Origin of the sequence: Roseibium marinum (genome assembly GCF_002906165.1) — a bacterium.
In the GTDB taxonomy this organism is placed as follows: domain Bacteria; phylum Pseudomonadota; class Alphaproteobacteria; order Rhizobiales; family Stappiaceae; genus Roseibium; species Roseibium marinum.
In genome coordinates this window covers 254,333-271,413 of record NZ_PPCN01000002.1, presented here as the reverse complement: position 1 = coordinate 271,413, position 17,081 = coordinate 254,333, and the positions used below count along the sequence as shown (strand labels likewise).

Sequence of the window (17,081 nt, the reverse complement as noted above, 5' to 3'; positions counted from 1 at the left end):
TCGCAAGAGGCGCCTCTTAAGGGACAGGACATGAGCAATCGCATGTGGGGAGGCCGGTTCGCAGAAGGACCGGACGCCATCATGGAGGAGATCAACGCCTCCATCGACTACGACCGGAAACTATATAAGCAAGACATTGACGGCTCGAAAGCCCATGTGCGCATGCTCGCCGAAAAAGATATCGTCACGCGGGACGATGCAGACAAGATCGTTCAAGGTCTAGACACAATCCTGTCAGAGATCGAGAGCGGCGAATTTGTCTTTTCCCGGGCGCTGGAAGACATCCACATGAATGTGGAGGCTCGGCTTGCCGAACTGGTCGGTCCGGCAGCCGGACGCCTGCACACCGGGCGCTCCAGAAACGATCAGGTCGCAACGGACTTCCGCCTCTGGGTGCGCGACACGCTGGACACACTGGACGACCAGTTCGGCGAGCTGATGCGGGTGCTTGCCGAAAAGGCGGAAACCCACGCTGGCGACGTCATGCCAGGATTCACGCATCTGCAGTCCGCCCAGCCGGTCACCTTCGGACACCATTTGCTGGCCTATGTGGAGATGTTCTCCCGTGACCGGGGCCGCGTGCGCGATGCGCGCAAGCGTATGAACGAGTGCCCGCTCGGTGCGGCGGCGCTGGCCGGGACGTCCTTCCCGATCGACCGGAAGATGACGGCCGAGGCCCTGGGTTTCGACCGGCCGGCGGCAAATTCGCTCGATGCTGTTTCCGACCGGGATTTTGTGATCGAGGCGCTCGCGGCGGCATCTCTGGCCGCGATGCATCTTTCCCGCCTTGCCGAAGAGATCGTCATCTGGTGCTCGGCGCAGTTCGGGTTCGTCAAGCTGTCGGACAAGTTCTCGACCGGCTCTTCCATCATGCCGCAGAAGAAGAACCCGGATGCGGCGGAGCTCGTGCGCGCCAAGACCGGCCGGATCTACGGATCGCTGCAGGCGCTGCTGGTGATGATGAAGGGCTTGCCGCTCGCCTATTCCAAGGACATGCAGGAAGACAAGGAACAGGCCTTCGACGGTCTTGCCAGCATTTCCCTGGCGCTTGCGGCCATGACCGGCATGATGCGAGACTTGGAACCGGTGACGAAGGTCATGAAAAAGGCGGCCGGGTCCGGCTATTCCACAGCGACGGATCTGGCGGACTGGCTTGTCCGGGTGCTCGGCCTGCCCTTCAGGGATGCGCATCATGTCACCGGCCGGATCGTCGCCATGGCGGTGGAACGGAATGTCGAGCTGCACAGGATCCCGCTGGAAGACATGCAATCGGTGGAGCCGAAGATCAGCGCCGAAATCTTCTCGGTGCTCTCCGTCGACAAGTCGGTCCGCAGCCGCACCAGCTACGGCGGTACGTCGCCCGTGAACGTACGTAAACAGGCGCGCCGCTGGCTGAAAGAGTTGTCAAGGAACTGAGCAACGTCCAATCTTTGCATGTGACGGCTGAGCGAGCTTGCCGAATTCGGCCTGTCATGCGAGGAGAGGACCGGTAAAGGTTTTGCGAAAAGGGCACGGATGGTCATGAAATCCCGGTTAAAAATTCTGGCGCTGCTCGGCCTTTGCCTGGGCCTGACCCTGGCCGGGTGTGGACGAAAGGGTTCCCTGGACGACCCGGGCGCTCCCGCCCCGTCCCAAGGTGCTGCCGTCGATCCGGCGGCCGCCGCCGTCCAGCCGCAGAAACCAGAAAGCAACGAGCCGTTCTTTCTGGACTTTCTGATCAACTAAGGCCGCCTGCACTGGCAGCGCCTCCACCCGCATGAGGGCACCCCTTGCATCACTTCGCCTATAAAAACGGAGAGCTGTTTGCCGAAGACGTGGCGATCGAAGAGATCGCCCGCGAGGTCGGCACGCCGTTCTATTGTTATTCCACGGCGACATTGACCCGGCATTATCAGGTCTTCGCATCCGCCTTTGACGATATCCCCTCGCTGGTCTGCTATGCCATGAAGGCCAATTCGAACCAGGCCGTGCTGAAAACGCTGGCGGGTCTCGGCGCCGGCATGGACGTCGTGTCGGAAGGAGAGTTGCGCCGGGCGCGGGCGGCGGGCGTGCCGGCCGGCAAGATCGTTTTTTCCGGTGTCGGCAAGACCGAGGCGGAGCAGGCCCTTGCGCTTGATGAGGACATCCTGTGCTTCAATGTCGAATCCGAACCCGAATTGCGGCAATTGTCGCGGGTCGCCAGCGAAATGGGCAAAACCGCACGCGTATCCATGCGCATCAATCCGGATGTGGATGCCAGGACCCATGCCAAGATCGCGACCGGCAAGGCGGAGAACAAGTTCGGCATTCCCTGGCAGCGGGCGCGGGAGGTTTATGCGGAAGCAGCCGGTCTGCCGGGTCTGAAGGTCACCGGCATCGATATGCATATCGGCTCGCAGATCACGGAACTGGAACCGTTCGACCAGGCCTTCGCCCGGCTGGGTGAGCTGATTTCCGGCCTGCGGGCGCAAGGCCACGAGATCGATCACGTCGATCTCGGCGGCGGGCTCGGCATTCCCTATGTCACGGACAACGATCCACCGCCGGATCCGAACGCCTACGCGCAGGTGGTCAAGAAGCACGTGCGGGAACTGGACTGCATGGTGATGTTCGAACCGGGCCGCATGATCGCCGGCAACGCGGGCATCCTGGTCACCAGCGTCATCTACGTCAAGGAAGGCGCGGACAAGACGTTCGTGATCGTTGACGGCGCGATGAACGATCTCATCCGTCCGACCCTCTATGAAGCCTATCACGAGGTCCGCCCGGTCCGTGAAAATGCCGGTGAAAGCGGCCGAATCAAGGCCGATATCGTCGGTCCCGTGTGCGAAACGGGCGATTTTCTTGCCCAGAACCGGGACATGGCGGAAGTGAATGCTGGGGATATGTTGGCGATCTATTCCGCCGGCGCCTACGGTGCGGTTCAGTCCAGCACCTATAATTCCCGCTTGCTGGTGCCGGAAGTCCTCGTAAACGCTGACCAATTCGCCGTTGTCAGACCAAGGACCAGTTATGAGGACCTGCTCGGCCTCGATCGTATTCCGGACTGGCTCAAGGGTTCGTGACCGAAAGTTCTGACAATTAGTTGATTGAACAGGTTGCCGCACAGGCTCCTTTGCCTCACCTTAATATCAGGTGGGCAGGTCCTGCGCTGCGCCTTTCGAGGGAGCGGCATTTGCGGGATATGAACCGGAGGTGCTCTTGAGCGCGAACGACAGCCAGCAGGATATCAACCGACCGGTAACGCCCGGTTCGAGCGAGCGCCGGAGTTTCATCGAAACCCGTCTGGAAAAACTTGTCCGTTACAGTCGGCGGGCGCTGTTCCTGGAACGCTTCTGGCGGGCGCTGCTGCCTGTCCTGGTGGTCGCCGGTATCTTTGTCGGCCTCTCCTGGCTGGGCCTCTGGCTGATGCTGCCCACCTGGGCGGGACCGGTGGGTGTGATCCTTTTCGCGATTGCGGCCGTCCTGGCGGCAAGGAGCTTGTTCAGACTTGCCTGGCCGACACGCGATGACGCGCTGACCCGTGTCGAGAAATCCTCAGGCTATGCGCACCGGCCTCTGACCACTCTTGAAGACGATCTTTCGGTCGGCGCGGGGAACCCGGAAAGCCGGGCCATCTGGGCGCTGCATCTGCGCCGGACGGCCGAAGCCGTTGCCGCGATCCGCTCAAGGGCACCGGATCCGCAGGCCTATCGCCGCGATCCCTGGGCGTTCCGAGTGCTGGCGGCCTGCCTGCTCGTCATCGGGTTTTCCACCGCGAGCGGTGACCGTCTGGGCCGTCTCGGTTCCGCCTTCCAGAACCCCTTCAAGACCGTCGAAGCACCGAGCCGTCTCGATGCCTGGGTGACCCCTCCGCTCTATACCAACGAAGCGCCGATCTATCTGACCGGAGAGAGCGCGCAACTCCGCGAGCCGGGGGCGCCGGTATCCGTTCCGGAAGGGTCGGTTCTCGTCGTCAGGACACAGGGTGCGCGCCAGCTGTCGATGACCTTCGCCGGGGCCGATGACGTGGACCCGCGGGTCATCGAACCGGAAGAGACCGGTGAGAGCGAGGATCCGGCCCTGCGCAAGCTTCTGCCGGTCGAGCGGCGTCTCAAACTGGAAACCACAGGGATTGTCGAGCTTCTTAACGGCGACGAGCCGATGATGGGTTTTGTCTTCGCGGTCCGTCCGGACCATGCGCCGGAAATCCGGCTGACGGACGATCCCGAGGAACAGCTCAGCGGTGCGTTGAAGTTTTCCTATCTGGTGAATGACGATTACGGCGTCGTGGCCGCGGAGGGCCGCATCTCGCCGTTGCCGGACCTTGAGCACGGGGACCGCGTTGCACGGCCATTGGTCGAGGCTCCGGTCTTTCCCCTGTCGCTACCGGCCCGTGCTGGCACCGCCAAGACGTCGGAGACCATCCGCGATCTGACATCGCATCCGTGGGCCGGCGCGGACGTCGATCTGACCCTGATGGCACGGGATCAGGCAGAGCAGGAAGGATTGTCTCCCGCCTACAGGATAACCCTGCCCCAGCGCCGCTTCGGCAAGCCTCTGGCCCGGGCTGTCGTCGAACAGCGCCGCAGCCTGGCGCTCGACGCGCAAAATCATGCGCGCATCATCACAGCCTTCGACGCGCTGCTGCTCGCGCCTGAAACCTTCGGCTACAAGGCCCGCGATTACCTTGGCATGCGGTTCGCCTATGGCGAGCTGACAAGCGCGCGGACGGATGAAGAGCTGAAGGGGCTGCTGCCGCTTCTGTGGGACCTTGCGCTTTCGATCGAGGACGGAGACCTGTCGGCGGCCGAACGCAAGCTGAGGGATGCGCAGGAGGCTTTGCGCAAGGCTCTCGAGGACGGGGCGAGCGACGAGGAGATCGCCAAGCTGACCCAGGAGCTCCGCGAGGCCCTTCAGGAATACATGCAGGCGCTTGCCGAACAGATGCGGCAAAATCCTCAGGCCATGCAGAACTTCGAAAGCAATCAGCAGACTCTCAGTGAGCAGGATCTGACCGAAATGCTGGACAAGATCGAGGAACTGGCACGCACGGGTTCGCGGGATGCTGCCCGTGAACTCCTTGCGCAAATGCAGCGGATGCTGGAAAACCTTCAGGCCGGCCGGCCGCAGATGACGCCGAACGCCATGTCGAGCGAAATGATGGAAATGCTCAATCAGCTTGGCGAGATGATCCAGCGGCAACAGCAGCTGATGGATGAAACGCACAAGTTCAATCAGGATCAACAGCAGCAAGGTCAGCAGCAGCCGGGTCAGCAGGGAGAGCGTCAACAGGGCCAGGGACAGCAACTGACCCAGGAACAGCTGGAGCAGATGCTGCAGCAGCTGCAGCAGGGCCAGGGCGATCTTGCGCAGCAGCTTCAGCAGCTCATGGAGCAGCTCGCTCAGAACGGCATGGGTCAGAGCGAAGCACTTGACCAGGCGGGTGAATCCATGGGTCAGGCGCAAGACTCCCTCGGACAGGGTCAGGGCCAGCAGGCGCTCGGCGAGCAGGGCAATGCCCTGGATGCGCTGCGGCGCGGGGCGCAGAGCCTCGGCGAACAGATGATGGGGCAAGGCGAAGGGATGGGCTCTCCGAACGGTCCCTCCCCGCTCGACGAAGACCCGCTCGGCCGTCCGCGCCGCACCGAAGGTCCGGATTTCAACAACCGGGTACGCATTCCCGACGAGATCGACGTTCAGAGGGCAAGACGGATTCTCGAGGAACTCCGCCGCCGCTTCTCCGACCCCTCCCGACCGAAGCTGGAACTGGATTATCTGGAACGGCTGCTGAAGCGGTACTGACCAGGGGTTCTTTAATGCTGCCAGATCGGCAGGCGTCAATTGGAATTGAATGAACGCACGATGCCCTTAGCCGAGAATGGGCGGCACATTCCAGTGGTGCTTATCGACATAAAATGCGTCGAATTAGACGCATAACGCTTTGGCAATATAAAAACCCGCCAGAACAGATTGCTCAGGCGTAGCGGCGGGTCTCCCGCGCCGTGTCTCCAGCGATGGCGTTGCGCACGGCCTTGCGGATATCGACGAGCGAAAATGGCTTGGTGACCACGTCATGAACCAGTGCGTCCAGGCCGTTCGCCCGTTCTCTCTGGTCCGCGAAACCGGTCATCAGCAGGATAGGCATCCGCGGATAGTCGCGCGCCGCCTGAAGCGCGAGCGCGATGCCGTCCATGACCGGCATCTTGATATCGGATAACAGGAGATCATAGCCGCCCTTGTTGCGGGTCAGGATTTCCACGGCTTCACCGCCGTCTTCGGCGGCTTCGACGCTATGCCCGTCAAGTTCCAGGGCACGCTTCACGAAGCTGCGGACTGCTTCATCGTCTTCCGTAAGAAGAATGCGAGCCATGATCACTCTCCCGTCTGCTCAAGCCTCGTCCGAGGCAACGACGTATCCAATATAGGGCAACTGCCGCCAAGCGTGACCCATATCCATACCATACCCGACGACAAACTTGTCTGGACAGGCAAAACCGACATAGTCGGCAGATATGGCAGCTTTACGGCGCTCCGGTTTGTCGAGCAACGCTGCTATTTTTACCGAGCGAGCGCCGCGATTGATGAGCCGCTCCCGGGCGAATGCGAGCGTGCGGCCTGATTCGAGGATATCATCCACCAAAATTATATCGCGGCCGTTAACGTCACTTTCGACATCGCGCAAAATCCGGATGGAGTCCGAACTTTCGGTGCCGGCACCGTAGGACGACAGATGGATGAATTCCATTTCCGGTTCCAGGCCAGCCCGGTGCATCGCCCGGACAAGATCGGCGGCGAAGATGAAACTGCCCTTGAGTACGGCGACGACCAGCAGGTCGTTCGTCTGTCCCTCGGCGATTTCCTCCGCAAGCGAGGCAACCCGCAGGGCGATGGCGTCTTCATCGAACAATGTGTGAATATCAGTGGTCATGGTCACTCGAGAACTACTTGCTTATTGCCGCGGTTGACAAACCGGACCTGGATGTCCGTCGCCCCTGTGGGCGGGTCGGACAGGATGGTTCTGAATCTGGTTTCGTCAAGGGCGTTCAGGGATCTGGTGCGGGGTTCCACGGTCCAGACGTAAACTTCCTGCAAATCACCGCTGCGAATGGCCAGCCGGACAGCGGGAACCACGTTCGTCTCGTCAAGAACGTTGCGGATCGATCCCTCGACGACCAGCACGCGATTGCCGTCCTCGACTTCCGTGAAGGTTCTGAGGTTCCTGAATTCCAGGCCGCGCAGGTTGACGTCGAAGCCTATCATCTGAAACAGGCTGGCGAGATCGGGAGACTGTTTGACAATACTGTCGCGCATCAGCACGAAAAGGATGCAGGCGACCAGGGCTACCGCGAACAGAGCCAAACCGCCCAGTCGCCGGAAATTGCGCCGGAACAGCCAGTTGACAACAGCGCTGATATGGTCGCGGCGAAACTTGTTCGGATTGACGATAATCTTGGGCCGGTTGGCAAGCGACTCAATGTCGTCAGTTTCAGCCTCCTCCTCCCGCAGGTCGGCGGCGAACTTGCCCTCGTCGGTTGCGGCAGGCGGCGTCGGTACCGGTGCGGGTGGTTTAACGCCGACCGGATCTTCTTCTTCGGCGGCCGGACTGTCCGGTTCTTCCTCAAGACGCGTGCCGCCTGCATCCTCTTCGGCGTCGGCGGTCCAATCGGCCTCTTCGGCGACCTCGTCAGCGACCTCCGGCGCGGCGGCGTCACTGCGCTCTTCCGCGGCTTCGAAGTCAATCGTGCCTTCTTCTACGTCGGACGAGACAAACCAGCGGTTGCCGCATTTGGCGCATTTCACGCTGCGCCCTTCCGGGCCGAGCGCGTCTGCCTTGATCTCGTAGGACGTACTGCAGTCCGGACATTTGATCTTCATCGGCGAAGACCTTTCGTCATGGCTTGCTCAAACGGTTCGTTCATCAACATCACGTGCTTCATGCAATTCACAGGAAGGCAGCTTGATCTCTCTCAAGCACTGGAACATCCTGTCACTATCCGCCAGATCGCAGCCAGGCCAGATTAACGGTTATCATGATTGGAGCGCGGATCGGTCCTCAATTAAAGAAAAGCACAGGAAAATGCGGCCACTTCCCGGCATTTTCGACAGTGACATCGTGTCGAAAGGGCGTAAACCCTGAGGACAAGGAGCAAGTTCCCTCCTCGATCCGAAATCGCGGCGACGGACTTGGCCCTTCACGGGCTGTGCTTCCTGGTCTATGGCTTGCATGGTCTTTCCGCGCGCTCCTCAAACAGGTTCTGTTTCATGCGGCGGCGCTCTCCCTCGTCTTGTCAGGGCGGTCTTGTCAGGGCAGCCCGGCTGGCGGAGTTCGCCTTCCGGCAGGAAATACTGGACAAAGAGCGGCAAATCCCGTGACGGGGTTTCAGCTGTCCAATGGACCTTTATATGATTAATGCAGCGTTAACGGCCAAGTCGTAGCGTCGGCCCATCAACAGGAGTCGCACTTGTGATCCGCTTCGAAAATGTCGGATTGAGATATGGGATGGGTCCCGAGATCCTGCAGGATCTGACATTTCAGATCGAAAAACAGTCATTTCAGTTTCTGACCGGTCCTTCCGGTGCCGGAAAAACCAGCCTGATCAGACTTCTGTTCATGTCGCTGCGGCCGACGCGCGGCCTGATCAAGGTTTTCAACCGCGATCTGAGCATCATCGAGAAGCAGGAGCTGCCGAGCCTGCGGCGCAAGATCGGCGTGGTGTTTCAGGATTTCCGTCTGCTCAATCATCTGACGACCTACGAAAATGTCGCTCTGCCGCTCCGGGTGGGCGGCAAGGAGGAGAGCGAATACCGGTCTGACGTGATCGATCTCCTCAAATGGGTGGGGTTGGGCGAGCGGATGCACGTCCTGCCGCCGGTTCTGTCCGGAGGCGAAAAGCAGCGTGCGGCCATTGCCCGTGCGCTGATTACCAGGCCCGAAGTGCTGCTGGCGGACGAGCCCACGGGCAACGTCGACCCACCGCTGGCCCGACGGTTGTTGCGTCTTTTCATTGAATTGAACAAACTCGGCACTTCCGTTGTTATTGCAACGCACGATATCACCCTCCTGGAACAGGTGGATGCCAGGCGTATGGTTCTGACGGACGGGCGTCTCGCTATCTTTGACTAGGCAGAAAATGGCACAGTCGGACGACACAAAAGAACGCCGGGCAGGCGCCGCGGACGTTAAACCGCCGCGCCGCAAGGAACGGCCGAAACGTCCGAAACGCAAGGCGGTTCCGAAGCCGAAAGATCCGGAAGCGAGCGATGACGCCAGGCTTCGGCCGGCCGCTGCGATCGTTCCGCCGCAATCGGTCGCCGGCCGCGCGTTGACGCTCGTGGTCGCGATCATGAGCTTCCTTGCGTGCCTGACCGTCGGTGGGGTGTCCATCGTCTGGGACGCCGCGGATGCCTGGCAGAACGATCTGGTGCGCGAAATCACCATCCAGATCCGGCCGACGGAAGGTGTCGACATGCTGCGCGAGATCGACAAGGCGGTGGCTCTGGCACAGGAGTTTCCCGGCATCGATTCGGTCAGTGCCCTGTCGGATGCGGAAACCAAGGCCCTGCTCGAGCCCTGGCTCGGCGAAGGCCTGCAGCTCGACGGCCTGCCCGTCCCCAGGCTAATCCAGATTACCGTCGGCGATCCGGCGGCGTTGAACCTGGAACAGCTCAAGGACGCGGTGGGGCGGACCGTGACGGGGGCGAGTGTCGACGATCATTCGGTCTGGACCTCGCGGCTTTCTGCGATGGCGGGCGCCGTGGTGGCCGCCGGTATCGCCATCATGATCCTCGTCCTCAGCTCGATGGTCCTCAGCGTCGTCTTCGCCACGCAATCGGCCATGGCGGGCAACAAGGACGTGGTCTCGGTGCTCCACTTCGTCGGCGCGGAAGACGGTTTCATCGCGCGGGAGTTTCAGCGGCACTTCCTGATGCTCGGGCTAAAGGGCGGTGTGTCGGGAGGGGTCGCCTCGATTATCTGTTTCGTCGCCCTGGATATGCTCACCCGGGAAGGGTCGGGTCAGGCGGGTTCGGATCAGTTGTCGGCGCTCTTTGGTAGTGTGTCCGTCAGCCTGCCGGGGTATTTCGGCGTCTTCGGCGTCGTTTTTCTCGTCGCCATCTTGACCGCGCTCACATCCGGCCTCGCCGTGAAAGCGCATCTTGCCAAGGTGGATTGACCCTGCGAAGCGGGAAAAAGCCGACTATAGTCGGGAAATCCCGAAGGGAATACGGTTTCGAGCGGCTTCTAACGCTTCCATTGCGCGTGAAAACGAGCCAAAATTGCTTGCACTTTCGTCCTGTTCAGGAACGGTACCGGCTCCAACAATGCCAATCGCAAATTTGTCAATACAGACCGATGCCGCGAAATTGGCCGAATCACTTATCATAGTTGCCTGATGACGCATGCCGACACAGCCATAGACCCCGCTTTGGAAGACGGTGTTTCCATCGTTGCGGATCGCAGTGCGTCCGCATCGCAGGCAAAGGCGTCGGTCGGGAAGGCCGATGCGCGGCCGGCGGCCAGGCGTGAGAGACGGTTCGGGTTACGTGTGCTGGTTGTCGCCTTGGTGACGGCGCTGCTGGCCGGAGCGGCCGGCCACTTCGCGCTGTTCGCGCACAGGATCGCCGGCGTTCAGGTTCCACATACGGCGAATGCGGACGCAATCGTCGTTCTGACAGGCGGACACGCCCGGGTGAACGAAGCGGTCCGTCTTCTGGAGGAAGGCAGGGCCAACCGTTTGCTGATTTCCGGAGTTCATCCGGGGACCACCCGGGAGCAGCTTGCGGCTGTCACCTCCTCGCGCATGCCGCTGAAAAAAAGCACGGTCGAACTCGACAGGGTTGCGCTCAATACCGCCGGCAATGCCGCGGAAACGGCAAGCTGGGTCCGGAAAAACGGCTTCTCCTCGCTTCTGGTTGTTACCAGTGCCTATCATCTGCCACGGACCGAAGTGGAACTGTCCGGCGCCCTGCCGGATGTCAAACTTATCGCCTATCCGGTCTTTTCCAAGGATCTGAAACTGGGCGAATGGTACAGGGAACCGGCAACTATTCGGCTTCTCATGCGCGAATATGTGAAGTATATGGTCGCCCGACTCCGGTTATCCGTTCAGGGCATGGGCTGACAGCCATTTGACCACAGCCCTGAACCTTTCCCTGGGGCATCTTGCCGTGACCTTGCTGTTCCAGAAATTCAGGTGCCATGTTTCTTTTGCGCTCTACCGTTTTCCAGATCCTTTTTTACATCCTCAATCTAGTGGTGATGATCGTGTTTTCTCCACTCCTGCTGCTGCCGCGCAAATGGGGCGGGTGGGTCATGCCGGTGTGGTCGAAAATCCTGCAGATCCTGATGCGCTTCGTCGCTGGCATCAAGGTGGAAGTCCGCGGCCGGGAAAACCTCCCGCAAGGCGGGTTCATCGCCGCGATGAAACATCAGTCGGCGTGGGAAACATTCGCGCTCATTCCGCTGTTTTCCGGCCCGACCTTCATTCTCAAGCGCGAGCTGCGCTGGATACCGATCTTCGGCTGGTATACCGCGAAATACAGACAGATCCCGATCAACCGGGGCAAGCGTTCGGAAGCCCTGACGGCCATGATGCTGGCGGCCAAGCAAACCATCGCGGAAGGACGGCAGATCCTGATCTTTCCGGAAGGCACCCGCCGTCCGGCAGGAGCGGAACCCAAATACAAGTCCGGCGTCGCGCATCTCTACCGGGATTTGAATTGTCCCGCCGTGCCAATTGCCCACAATTCCGGACTGTACTGGCCGCGGTCCTCCTGGAGGGTCTATCCGGGGACCGTGATTGTCGAGATTCTGCCGCCGATCGAGCCGGGACTTCCGGCCAATGTCTTCCAGGAGCGGATGGTCGCGGAGATTGAAACGGCAAGCGACCGGCTGATCGAGGAAGCGCGGCAGGCAAAGAGGCCTTCGCCGGTGCTGGAGCAGGTGGACAGGCTCAGGCAGACCCGCTCCGCATAGGGGTTTTATTGATCGCGGCTGGTATCAAGCCCGCGAAGCGCCAATCAGCTGCGCTGCGAGCAAGGCGAGAGCAGTGTCGGTGATGCCCATTTCCTCAAGGTGGGCGGCGGTATTGAGGACATATTCCGGATTCGCGCCGGATTGTCCGACCGCGCCGGTCACGATATCCAGCTGCTTTTCCAGCGGCAGGGCGCCGGCATATTGCGGATGGCCGTGATCGACCATATAGACGAGCGCTTCCACCTTTTCGCCGCTATCGAGCTCGATAGGATGCCAATGCTCCCTGTAGACCATGGTGGCCTGCTCGCGGGCGCGCAGATAATCCAGCGTTTGCGGCCAGATGTCGCCGGCGACCTGATAGGCCTTGCCGCGGCAGGCGCCGCCATTGTCGAGACCGAAGACAAGGCCCGGCCGTTCCTCGGTGCCACGGTGAACCCAGGAATAAACGCAAAGCGCCCGATGGGCTCCCCTCAGCAGCGCCCGTTCGGTGCGCTGATGGTCAAATCCCGGGTTCCACATCAATGATCCGTAGCCAAATACCCAAAAATCGCTCATATCGTCCTGTCTTCTTTCCCGCAGGCGCATAAATTCATATCAGCGCCAACCTTTAATCGGTCGAGACCGCCCAATTCAACAGTGAGTGTTCGAAACGTGACGCCTGCCGCGAGAAAGCCCGTGAAATCCCCGAAGCGCCGCTACATCCTTTTGCTGGCCGCCGTTTTGCTGGTGGCGTCCGGCTGGTCCGTTGCCTGGGTCTACGGCCGTTCGGTGCTGGCCGGTCAGCTCGACCGGCAGTTGATCCGGATGGCGGAGGTCGGACTGGAGGTCTCCTGCGCGGATCTGGCAATCCGCGGCTATCCCTTCCGTTATGAAATCAGTTGCCCGGACATGCGCTCGCGCGACGGCTCCGGAACCGCCGCGTCGCTTGGCGGGCTGAATGCGGTCGCGCTGGTTTATAATCCCTGGCACGTGATCTTCGAGGTCAAGGCTCCGGCGGTCGTGACCGTTCCGATGACAGGCGTTTCCGGCGAGATTACCTGGGAAACCGCCCGGGCCAGCCTGAAATTCCGGCAAAGCGCGCTCGGCGCGCTCGACGGGGTCGTGCAAAAGCCGGAAGCCGCCTTTGAAAATGCCGTTTCCGCGGGACTGTTTTCAGCGGAGAAGGCTGAAGTTCATCTGCGCGAAGCACCGGATCTGCCCGGAGCATTGGACGGCTATGTTTCCATCGATGCGCTGAAGCTGAAATCCCTGCCTGATCTTGAGGACACGCTCGACCTGCGCGGTAGCATCCGCGTCGCCGGAGGAACCGCTCTGCTGGCCGGTGCAGATCTCGCAGCCCTGGTCCGCATGAACGGTGAAGACCTGCCCGTTGGACTGGACCTCTTCGAAGCGTCTCTGGGACGCAGTTCCGTGGCTGCCAGCGGAGAGATGCTGGTTCACGGCGACGGAACGCTGTCGGGAACCGTGGAGCTGACACTCGGCAACGCAACGGCTCTGCTGCAGGCACTCAAGCCGCTGTTCCCGCCGAAGGATCAGACCTTCGCGCTTCTGGAAGGGATCATCGGCAGCCTTGAGCCGGCGCAAGGAGTGGACGGCGTTGCCTCGATCACGCTTCCAGTGAAGATAGATCGCGGCGTCGCAAGCGTAGGTTTCCTGCCGCTCGGCCGGATCCCGGCGCTGTTTCAGGCCGGGATGTAGTCACAACAACGGACAAGCGAGACGAATCCGAACGCGGATCGGCAATGACAGAGCTGCAAAAAAACCGGCTCAATCTCCGGCGAGGCGGTCGATCGGGATGAGGTAGCTCTTGCGATGATCGGGCTCGGCGATTTTTTCATAAAGCGCGACGGCAGGGGTGTTCTTGCCCGGCACGATCCAGCGCAGATGCAGCCAGCCGCGGCTCTGGCCTTCGGCAACCAGGGTTTCGATGATCCGGCGGCCGATGCCCCGGTTGCGGTGATCGGGATGAACATAGATATCGTCCAGCTGGCCGATTCGCAGGCCGGTGATCAGTTCGGGCAGATCGAAGAAAACCGCGAAGCCGACCAGCTTTCCGCCTTCGAAAGCGCCGACGACCTCGGCCGTCTTGTCGCCCAGGATCCGCTCCGCGTAATATTCGTCCGGACGGCGCGGCGCTCCGCGTTTCAGCGCCTGGGCGTTTTCGGCAATAAGCGGGGCAAGCTGGTGGGCATCATCCAGACCAAGGGCCCTGATTTCCGTCTTAGACATGAATTCCCCAGAAGTGACAAATCGTTGAAGCAAATCGCACCATGTCCCGAAACCGGAGCAGGGATCAAGGACTTCGAGAAAATTCGGACCAACTCTTTTGTCGTTTTCCGTTTCATGCGATGAGCTGACGCTGGACTTGAGACAGGGTTGCCATGACGGACGCAGCAAGGGTGAAAGCAACGGTCATCGGATTGAGCGCCGTTCTGATGTGGGCGACGCTCGGTCTTTTCGGTGCGGGCTCCGGCCGGGTGCCGCCCTTTCTGCTCAACGCGCTGTGCTTTGGAATTTCCGGCAGCCTGGCGCTTGTCTGGCTTCTGGCAACCGGCAAGTTGAAGCTTTTGCGCCAGCCTCTCCGGGTCTGGGCCTTCGGAACCTTCGGTCTGTTTGGATTTCATTTCTTCTATTTCACAGCCATCCGCAATGCCCCGCCGGTGGAAGCCAACCTGATCAACTACACCTGGCCGCTGCTGATCGTCCTGTTTTCCGCGTTCCTGCCAGGCGAGAAGCTGCGGCTTCACCATGTCATCGGCACGATCCTGGGGCTCGCGGGGGCAGTGCTGCTGATCTCCGGCGGGGAAGGCCTCTCATTTTCGGGCGGATCGGCTCTCGGCTATGCGGCCGCGGTCACCTCTTCCCTCTTCTGGTCGAGTTACTCTGTCCTGTCCCGGCGTCTGGGGGCCGTGCCGACCGAAGCCGTCGCCGGCTTCTGTCTGCTGACGGCTCTTCTGTCCGCGCTGTGCCATGTGATGCTGGAAGAAACGGTCTGGCCCTCGGGGTCGCTGGAATGGGCGTCCCTGCTCGCGCTTGCCCTCTTTCCGGTGGGGCTCGCCTTCTTCACCTGGGACATCGGCGTGAAGCGCGGCGATATTCAGGTTCTGGGCGCGGCGGCCTATTCGGCTCCGCTCCTGTCAACGCTTCTTCTGATTGCTTTTGGTTTCGGCGCCCTGACGTTTTCGGTCGCTATTGCCTGTGTGGCGATAACAATCGGCGCGGTGATCGCGGCGAAGGACATGATCTTCAGAAAGCGGCAGCGCAAGCGCACCGGGGAGCAGGCGGATGATGCCGGCCTTCCCCCTTCGGAGCATTCCACTTCGCGTCGCGATCCACTAGGTTGACCGAATTCTGTTTCGACAGCCAGCAGGACCAGCCGATGACCGCAGTTTTCAAACCCCGCCGTTCCGCTCTCTATATGCCGGGCTCGAACGCCCGCGCGCTGGAAAAGGCAAGGACGCTGGATGTCGATTGTCTTATTCTGGACCTGGAAGACGCCGTTGTTCCCGATGCGAAGGAACTGGCCCGCAGGCAGATCGTCGATGCCGTGACAGAAGGCGGCTATGGCGAGCGCGAGGTGGTTATCCGGATCAACGGCCTGGGTTCGCCCTGGGGCGAGGACGACCTTGCGGCCGCCGTCAGGGCCGGGCCGGACGCAATCCTTGTGCCGAAGATCAACAACCCGCCCGACCTGCAGCGCATTGCCCACAAGCTGTCCGTCCATGGAGCGTCGCGCGATCTGGAACTCTGGGCGATGATGGAAACACCGGAAGCCATGTTGAATGCCGGAGCGATCGGAGCCTGCGGCAAGGATCCGGAAGTGCGGCTTTCCTGCTTTGTCATGGGCACAAACGATCTGGCCAAGGAAACCCGCGCCCGCCTGACCCCGGGCCGGGCGGCGATGACGCCTTGGCTGATGACCTGCGTCGCGGCGGCGCGGGCCGGCGGCATCGATATCCTCGACGGGGTCTTCAACGCCTTTCAGGACGAGGAGGGTTTCGCGGCCGAATGCGCTCAGGGCGTGGAGATGGGCATGGACGGCAAGACACTGATCCACCCGAAGCAGATCGGTCCCTGCCACGCGGCTTTCAGTCCCTCGGATGAGGAAGTCGCCTGGGCCCGCCGGATCAACGCGGAATTCGACAAGCCGGAAAATGCCGACAAGGGTGCGATCCAGGTAGACGGCAAGATGGTGGAACGGCTACATGCGGAAATGGGCCGCCGGGCGATCGCCATCGCCGACGCCATCGCGGCCCGAGGCTGATTGCAGGAAGCGAGAGACATCCATGAAGCTTTATCGATTCATCACCGGCGTCGACGATAGCGAATTCTGCCACCGGGTTACCCAGGCGCTCAACAAGGGCTGGGACCTCTCGGGTTCCCCCTCCCTGACCTATGATGCCACACGAGGCGCGACCATCTGCGGCCAGGCGGTGACGAAGGAGGTTGCGGGAGACTATTCGCGGGACATGAAGCTGGGCGACTATTGAGACCTTGGGCCTGAAACGCGCACGGCTTCCGGGGTAACCGGAAGCCGTGAGGCGTTTTATCGAATTCAAGAGGTCCGGTCAGGTCCTTTTGGTCAGCGCGTCGACGCTGTAACGGCCGGCGCCATAGGCGGCTATCTGCAGGAGGCCGCCTGCGATGCTGATATTCTTGAAGAAGTGAATGAACTGGTTCTGGTCACCCAGCGCGTTGTGGAAAGCCAGCGCGGCGGCAATTGTGAACAAAGCCATGATAGCGGCGACGTAGCGGGTCTTGTAGCCGGCGATCAGCGCGATGCTGCCCAGGATTTCCACGGCGACGGCCCCGACATAGGCGAGGGTCGCGAAAGGAAGACCCGACGCACTGATCCAGGCGATTGTCGATTCCGCCGCTCCGAGCTTGGTAAGTCCGGAGAGAAGGAACAGGGGGGCGATCAGAAGACGGCCCGCAAGCGGCAAGGCGCCGTTAAGGTTGCGGTCGATCAGGGTTGAAGTCCGCTCAGGGACTGAAGTCACATCCAGGTTTGCCATGTTTACTACTCCTTTCGGTCGGGCCATCACCATGATGCCCTTTGCCTGAATGCAAAATAATGTTTATTTCTGATGGAACAAATATCAAATTTATAATCATGTTGTTCAATTATAGTGAACAATAGATCCGT

Annotated in this window: 18 protein-coding genes; 12 read left to right on the top strand and 6 right to left on the bottom strand. The window is 60.9% G+C overall.

What is annotated here, in order from left to right:
• The first annotated feature begins 30 nt into the window (after positions 1 to 30).
• The 4 genes from argH (at position 31) to CLV41_RS08170 (ending at position 5,763) form a co-directional block, all read left to right on the top strand.
• Positions 31 to 1,416 (top strand): argininosuccinate lyase, encoded by a 1,386-nt coding sequence (gene argH / locus CLV41_RS08185; protein ID WP_103221823.1) that lies wholly within the window; start codon positions 31 to 33, stop codon positions 1,414 to 1,416.
• Between the two features lie 105 nt (positions 1,417 to 1,521).
• Entirely contained in the window at positions 1,522 to 1,725 is a 204-nt protein-coding gene (gene lptM, locus CLV41_RS08180) for an LPS translocon maturation chaperone LptM (RefSeq protein ID WP_103222016.1), read from the top strand.
• A gap of 44 nt (positions 1,726 to 1,769) precedes the next feature.
• Positions 1,770 to 3,044, top strand: a complete 1,275-nt coding sequence (gene lysA, locus CLV41_RS08175) for a diaminopimelate decarboxylase (RefSeq protein ID WP_103221822.1) — start codon at positions 1,770 to 1,772, stop codon at positions 3,042 to 3,044.
• A 136-nt stretch (positions 3,045 to 3,180) separates the two neighbouring features.
• Positions 3,181 to 5,763 (top strand): TIGR02302 family protein, encoded by a 2,583-nt coding sequence (locus CLV41_RS08170; protein WP_208987374.1) that lies wholly within the window; start codon positions 3,181 to 3,183, stop codon positions 5,761 to 5,763.
• 172 nt (positions 5,764 to 5,935) lie between these two features.
• Here CLV41_RS08170 and CLV41_RS08165 read toward each other — a convergent pair whose 3' ends face one another.
• From CLV41_RS08165 to CLV41_RS08155, 3 genes are read right to left on the bottom strand one after another with little or no spacing between them, the layout of a single operon-like run.
• On the bottom strand, positions 5,936 to 6,331 hold the full coding sequence (locus CLV41_RS08165; protein WP_103221821.1) for a response regulator: 396 nt from the start codon (positions 6,329 to 6,331) through the stop codon (positions 5,936 to 5,938).
• Between the two features lie 18 nt (positions 6,332 to 6,349).
• Complete coding sequence (gene hpt / locus CLV41_RS08160) at positions 6,350 to 6,889, bottom strand: hypoxanthine phosphoribosyltransferase (protein WP_103221820.1); 540 nt, start codon at positions 6,887 to 6,889, stop codon at positions 6,350 to 6,352.
• A gap of 2 nt (positions 6,890 to 6,891) precedes the next feature.
• Positions 6,892 to 7,836 carry a zinc-ribbon domain-containing protein gene (locus tag CLV41_RS08155; RefSeq protein WP_103221819.1) on the bottom strand — a complete coding sequence of 315 codons (945 nt, stop codon included), beginning with the start codon at positions 7,834 to 7,836 and terminating at the stop codon, positions 6,892 to 6,894.
• A 589-nt stretch (positions 7,837 to 8,425) separates the two neighbouring features.
• Here CLV41_RS08155 and ftsE point away from each other — a divergent pair.
• From ftsE to CLV41_RS08135, 4 genes are all read left to right on the top strand, one after another.
• The gene (ftsE, locus tag CLV41_RS08150; protein ID WP_103221818.1) at positions 8,426 to 9,085 is read left to right on the top strand and encodes a cell division ATP-binding protein FtsE; all 660 of its coding nucleotides are present in this window, start codon (positions 8,426 to 8,428) and stop codon (positions 9,083 to 9,085) included.
• Between the two features lie 7 nt (positions 9,086 to 9,092).
• On the top strand, positions 9,093 to 10,133 hold the full coding sequence (locus tag CLV41_RS08145) for a cell division protein FtsX (protein ID WP_103221817.1): 1,041 nt from the start codon (positions 9,093 to 9,095) through the stop codon (positions 10,131 to 10,133).
• A gap of 219 nt (positions 10,134 to 10,352) precedes the next feature.
• Positions 10,353 to 11,081 carry a YdcF family protein gene (locus CLV41_RS08140; protein ID WP_103221816.1) on the top strand — a complete coding sequence of 243 codons (729 nt, stop codon included), beginning with the start codon at positions 10,353 to 10,355 and terminating at the stop codon, positions 11,079 to 11,081.
• A 77-nt stretch (positions 11,082 to 11,158) separates the two neighbouring features.
• Positions 11,159 to 11,935, top strand: a complete 777-nt coding sequence (locus CLV41_RS08135; RefSeq protein ID WP_103221815.1) for a lysophospholipid acyltransferase family protein — start codon at positions 11,159 to 11,161, stop codon at positions 11,933 to 11,935.
• Between the two features lie 24 nt (positions 11,936 to 11,959).
• On the opposite strand, the gene CLV41_RS08130 is transcribed toward CLV41_RS08135, so the two are convergent.
• Positions 11,960 to 12,490, bottom strand: a complete 531-nt coding sequence (locus tag CLV41_RS08130) for a gamma-glutamylcyclotransferase (RefSeq protein WP_103221814.1) — start codon at positions 12,488 to 12,490, stop codon at positions 11,960 to 11,962.
• 120 nt (positions 12,491 to 12,610) lie between these two features.
• Between CLV41_RS08130 and CLV41_RS08125 the strand changes: the two genes are divergently transcribed.
• On the top strand, positions 12,611 to 13,633 hold the full coding sequence (locus CLV41_RS08125; RefSeq protein WP_170107145.1) for a DUF2125 domain-containing protein: 1,023 nt from the start codon (positions 12,611 to 12,613) through the stop codon (positions 13,631 to 13,633).
• Between the two features lie 69 nt (positions 13,634 to 13,702).
• On the opposite strand, the gene CLV41_RS08120 is transcribed toward CLV41_RS08125, so the two are convergent.
• Positions 13,703 to 14,164, bottom strand: coding sequence for a GNAT family N-acetyltransferase (locus CLV41_RS08120; RefSeq protein WP_103221812.1), 462 nt, complete (start codon positions 14,162 to 14,164; stop codon positions 13,703 to 13,705).
• Between the two features lie 152 nt (positions 14,165 to 14,316).
• Here CLV41_RS08120 and yddG point away from each other — a divergent pair, with 152 nt between their 5' ends.
• Genes yddG through CLV41_RS08105 form a run of 3 tightly spaced genes read left to right on the top strand, consistent with a single transcriptional unit; the run spans position 14,317 to position 16,425 of the window.
• On the top strand, positions 14,317 to 15,279 hold the full coding sequence (yddG, locus tag CLV41_RS08115) for an aromatic amino acid exporter YddG (protein WP_103221811.1): 963 nt from the start codon (positions 14,317 to 14,319) through the stop codon (positions 15,277 to 15,279).
• Between the two features lie 35 nt (positions 15,280 to 15,314).
• Positions 15,315 to 16,199: an HpcH/HpaI aldolase/citrate lyase family protein gene (locus CLV41_RS08110; protein ID WP_103222014.1), complete on the top strand. Its 885-nt coding sequence runs from the start codon at positions 15,315 to 15,317 to the stop codon at positions 16,197 to 16,199.
• Positions 16,200 to 16,221: 22 nt separating this feature from the next.
• A complete protein-coding gene (locus tag CLV41_RS08105; protein ID WP_103221810.1) occupies positions 16,222 to 16,425 on the top strand; it encodes a DUF1737 domain-containing protein in 204 nt (67 codons plus the stop codon).
• A gap of 78 nt (positions 16,426 to 16,503) precedes the next feature.
• On the opposite strand, the gene CLV41_RS08100 is transcribed toward CLV41_RS08105, so the two are convergent.
• Positions 16,504 to 16,950 (bottom strand): DoxX family protein, encoded by a 447-nt coding sequence (locus CLV41_RS08100; RefSeq protein ID WP_103221809.1) that lies wholly within the window; start codon positions 16,948 to 16,950, stop codon positions 16,504 to 16,506.
• Between the last annotated feature and the right edge of the window lie 131 nt (positions 16,951 to 17,081).